Source organism: Dietzia sp. CW19, from assembly GCF_014145265.1.
GTDB classification, from domain to species: Bacteria; Actinomycetota; Actinomycetes; order Mycobacteriales; family Mycobacteriaceae; genus Dietzia; species Dietzia natronolimnaea.
Genome location: NZ_JAALEE010000352.1, coordinates 1 through 4369, shown reverse-complemented (window position 1 = coordinate 4369; position 4369 = coordinate 1). Strand labels below are relative to the sequence as shown.

4 protein-coding genes and 1 pseudogene are annotated in these 4369 nt (G+C 69.0%); 1 reads left to right on the top strand and 4 read right to left on the bottom strand.

The annotated features are described in order from the left end of the window. The 4 genes and pseudogenes from G6021_RS10875 to G6021_RS10860 form a co-directional block, all read right to left on the bottom strand. Positions 1 to 261: pseudogene (locus tag G6021_RS10875) on the bottom strand (hypothetical protein); the annotation flags it as partial. 51 nt (positions 262 to 312) lie between these two features. Next, positions 313 to 1326 carry a ketol-acid reductoisomerase gene (gene ilvC / locus G6021_RS10870; protein ID WP_182641273.1) on the bottom strand — a complete coding sequence of 338 codons (1014 nt, stop codon included), beginning with the start codon at positions 1324 to 1326 and terminating at the stop codon, positions 313 to 315. Positions 1327 to 1380: 54 nt separating this feature from the next. Then, positions 1381 to 1887 (bottom strand): acetolactate synthase small subunit, encoded by a 507-nt coding sequence (gene ilvN / locus G6021_RS10865; protein WP_179525519.1) that lies wholly within the window; start codon positions 1885 to 1887, stop codon positions 1381 to 1383. Then, the gene (locus G6021_RS10860; protein ID WP_182641272.1) at positions 1884 to 3779 is read right to left on the bottom strand and encodes an acetolactate synthase large subunit; all 1896 of its coding nucleotides are present in this window, start codon (positions 3777 to 3779) and stop codon (positions 1884 to 1886) included. The genes ilvN and G6021_RS10860 overlap by 4 nt, the downstream gene beginning before the upstream one ends. A 279-nt stretch (positions 3780 to 4058) precedes the next feature. On the opposite strand from G6021_RS10860, the gene G6021_RS10855 reads away from it, so the two are divergent. Beyond that, a partial coding sequence (locus G6021_RS10855) for a PH domain-containing protein (RefSeq protein ID WP_182615551.1) occupies positions 4059 to 4369 on the top strand: 311 nt, incomplete at its 3' end.

Here is a 4369-nt window from a genome sequence, read left to right as displayed (position 1 = left end):
CAGCCCCACCGCCACGGACGCCGCGCGGGCCTGGGCGGCCTCGTCCGGCGCGGCCACCACGACCACCGGGGCGGCCTCCACCAGGAGACGGGTGGTCTCGACGCCGGAGGAGTCCGCGTCGACCGCGATCCTCGCACCGTCGACCTGAGCAGCGGTGATCCCCGGCCCGTCCTCGTCCGTTCCCGATGTGCACGCGGCAGTGGACAAGACCAGGCAGAACGAGAGGACCGCCGCCCCCACTCCTCGGTTGAAGTGGCGCACGGCGGTCCTCCTGAAGCTCGGGAATCGATCCCGGTGGACCCTACAGGGGTCTCAGGCGGTCTCGGTGATCGGCCGGTCGACCCAGCTCATCAGGTCGCGCAGCTTCTGCCCGGTGACCTCGATCGGGTGCTCGGCGTTCTCCTTGCGGAGCTGCTCGAGCTCCTTGTTCCCGCCCTCGACGTTGGCCACGAGGCGCTTGGTGAAGGTGCCGTCCTGGATGTCGGACAGGATCTCCTTCATGCGCTCCTTCGTGCCGGCGTCGATGACGCGCGGGCCGGAGAGGTAGCCGCCGAACTCGGCGGTGTCGGACACCGAGTAGTTCATCCGCGCGATGCCGCCCTCGTACATGAGGTCGACGATGAGCTTGAGCTCGTGGAGCACCTCGAAGTAGGCGAGCTCGGGTGCATAGCCGGCCTCGACCATGACCTCGAAGCCCGTCTTGACGAGCTCCTCGGTGCCGCCGCACAGCACGGCCTGCTCACCGAACAGGTCGGTCTCGGTCTCGTCCTTGAAGGTGGTCTTGATGACGCCCGCGCGGGTGCCACCGATCGCCTTGGCGTAGGACAGCGCGAGCGCCTCGCCCTCGCCCTTCGGGTCCTGCTCGACGGCGATGAGCGCCGGGACGCCCTTGCCGTCGACGAACTGACGGCGCACCAGGTGGCCGGGCCCCTTCGGGGCGACCATCGCGACGGTGACGCCCTCGGCGGGCTTGATCAGACCGAAGTGGATGTTGAGGCCGTGGCCGAAGAACAGCGCGTCGCCGTCGTTCAGGTTGGGCTCGATCTCCTCGGTGAAGATCTGCGCCTGCGAGGTGTCGGGGGCGAGCAGCATGATGACGTCGGCCCACTTGGTGGCCTCGGCGGCGGTCATGACCTCGAGGCCGGCCTCCTCGGCCTTCGCGCGGGACTTGGAGCCCTCGCGCAGACCGATCGCGACCTCGACGCCGGAGTCGCGCAGGCTCAGCGAGTGCGCGTGCCCCTGCGAGCCGTAACCGATGACGGCGACCTTGCGGCCCTGGATCAGCGACAGATCCGCCGAGTCGTCGTAGAACATCTCCACTGCCATGGTGGATTCCCTTCGTGTTGGTTCGTGTAGCCGGGACTTGTGTAGGAGTCGAGACTATCGAGTGGTGGTGATGGACTTGGGGCCGCGTCCCAGCGCGACCATGCCGGACTGCACGATCTCGCGGATGCCGTAGCCGTCGAGCATCCGCAGCAGCGCGTCGAGCTTGTCGGGGGTACCCGTGGCCTCGAGCGTGAGCGATTCCGGGGAGACGTCCACGATGTGGGCGCGGAACAGACTGGCGATCTCGACGATCTGGCCACGGTTGGTGGTGTCGGCGCGGACCTTGACCAAGGTGAGTTCGCGGGCGACCGAGCCGGCCGGGTCCTGCTCCACGATCTTGATGACGTTGACCAGCTTGTTGAGCTGCTTGGTCACCTGTTCGAGGGGGAAGTCCTCGACGGCCACGACGATCGTCATGCGTGAGAGCCCGTCGGTCTCGGTGGGGCCCACCGCGAGGGACTCGATGTTGAACCCGCGCCGGGAGAACAGCGACGCCACGCGCGCGAGCACGCCGGGCTTGTCCTCCACCAGCACGCTCAGGGTGTGGGAGCGGGCGGTCACTGGTCCTCCTCCTGGGCGGCGAGCACGGCGGCGTCGATCCGCTCGGTCACCTCGTGGACGTCCGCGGCGTCGTCCGCCACGGAATCGGTGTCGTCGAACAGCGGCCGGATGTCCCGCGCCGCCATGATCTCGTCGTTGGACGTACCCGCCGCGACCATCGGCCACACCTGGGCGTCCTTGCCCACGATGAAGTCGATGAGCACCGGGCGGTCGTTGATCTCGCGGGCCTTGGCGATGACCTCGTCGACGTCCTCGGCGCGCTCACACCGCAGCGCCACGCACCCGAGGGCCTCGCCGAGCTTGACGAAGTCGGGGATGAGCTTGGACTGCGTCGACAGGTCGGTCTGCGAGTAGCGCTGATCGTAGAACAGCGTCTGCCACTGGCGGACCATGCCGAGGTTGCCGTTGTTGATCAGCGCCACCTTGATGGGGGCGCCCTCGATCGCACAGGTGGCGAGCTCCTGGTTGGTCATCTGGAAGCACCCGTCGCCGTCGATGGCCCACACCTCGGCGTCGGGACGACCGAACTTGGCCCCCATCGCCGCGGGGACCGAGTACCCCATGGTCCCGAGCCCGCCCGAGTTGAGCCACGTGCGCGGCTTCTCGTACTGGACGAACTGCGCGGCCCACATCTGGTGCTGGCCCACGCCGGCGCAGTAGACGGCGTCGGGGCCCGCTGCCGCGCTGAGGCGCTCGATCACGTACTCCGGGGAGAGCGAACCGTCCGACTGCGGTCCGTATCCGAGGGGGTACTCGGAGCGGATCTCGTCCAGTTGCCCCACCCAGGCGGTGGGCTCGGCGAGCGCTCCGGAGTCGCGCTCGCCGCGCAGCGTCTCGACGAGCTCGACCAGCACCTCCTTGATGTCGCCGACGATCGGCACGTCGACCGCGCGGTTCTTGCCGATCTCCGCCGGATCGATGTCTGCGTGGATGACCTTGGCGTCGGGGGCGAAGGTGTCGAGCTGGCCGGTGACCCGGTCGTCGAAACGGGCGCCCAGCGTGACGAGCAGATCAGACCGCTGCAGCGCGGCGACCGCCGCGACGGTGCCGTGCATGCCGGGCATGCCGTAGTGCAGCCGGTGCGAGTCGGGGAACGCACCGCGGGCCATCAGGGTGGTGACCAACGGGATCCCCGACAGCTCGGCCAGCGCCAGCAGCTCCGCGGAGGCGTCGGCCTTGATCACCCCGCCGCCCACATACAGGACCGGGCGCTGGGCCTTGGCGATGAGCCGCGCCGCCTCGCGGATCTGCTTGCCGTGGGGCTTGGTGACCGGGCGGTACCCGGGCAGCTTCATCTCCGGCGGCCACGAGAACGTCATCTCGGCCTGCAGGACGTCCTTGGGGATGTCCACCAGCACCGCGCCCGGTCGGCCGGTCTGCGCGATGTGGAACGCCTCCGCGATCATCCGCGGGATGTCCTCGCCGTGCGAGACGAGGAAGTTGTGCTTCGTGATCGGCATGGTGATGCCGGAGATGTCGGCCTCCTGGAAGCCGTCGGTGCCGATGAGCGCGGTGCCCACCTGCCCGGTGATGGCGACGATCGGAACCGAGTCCATCTGCGCGTCCGCGAGCGGCGTCACGAGGTTGGTGGCCCCGGGGCCCGAGGTGGCCATGCAGACGCCGACCCGGCCGGTGGCCTGCGCGTACCCGGTGGCCGCATGCCCTGCGCCCTGCTCGTGCCGGACCAGCACGTGTCGGACCTTGACCGAGTCGTAGAGGGGATCGTAGACGGGCAGGATCGCGCCGCCGGGGATACCGAAGACGACCTCGGTGCCGATCTCCTCGAGGGACCGGACCACCGCCTGGGCGCCCGTCATCCGCTCGGGGGCCGCGGACCGGGCCCTGTGCTCTGCACCCGGACGGGGTCCGGGCTGTGCCGTTGGTGCGCTCACTTCAACTGTCCTTCATGGTGGTCGTGGAGCTGACGTTCGTCGCCGCACCCGGTCCGGTGGGACCAGGGGAACCCGGCAACAAAAAACCCCCGACGGCCACGGGGGCCGGCGAGGGTGCGCGTCGACGGAAAGCCAGGTAGCGGCTCAGGCGCCGACGCGCCGGCCGAGTACTAGACCGTTCCAGGTGTTCACGCGCTCAGGTTAGGCCCCGTCCGTCACGGTCGTCAACTCGTGGAAACTGGATCCCACATAGTGGACCGTGAGACAGTGGAGGGCACCATGAGCGCCGCATTCAGAGCACCCCACCCGGAGTCCACGCCCACCGACCGCGCACTCTTCCGGGTCAACCCCATGTCCTACGCCGTCATCGCCATCGTCGTCCTGGCGATCCTCTGGCCCGTCACCGCCTATCCCGTCGCTCTGGGATGGCTCGTGCTGCTCCCGATCGGATTCGGCTGGTGGGTCGCACGGACCCACACCAGGATCGACGAGGACGGGGTCCACCTGTCGACGTGGCGGGCGAGCAGGTCCGTTCCCTGGGAGGAGGTCAAGGGGGTGCTGTTCCCCAAGAACGGCTTCGCCCGCCTCGT

Bases quoted from the DNA above. Each gene is read 5' to 3' on its own strand.
- ilvC (WP_182641273.1), bottom strand. From the start codon at position 1,326: ATGGCAGTGGAGATGTTCTACGACGACTCGGCGGATCTGTCGCTGATC.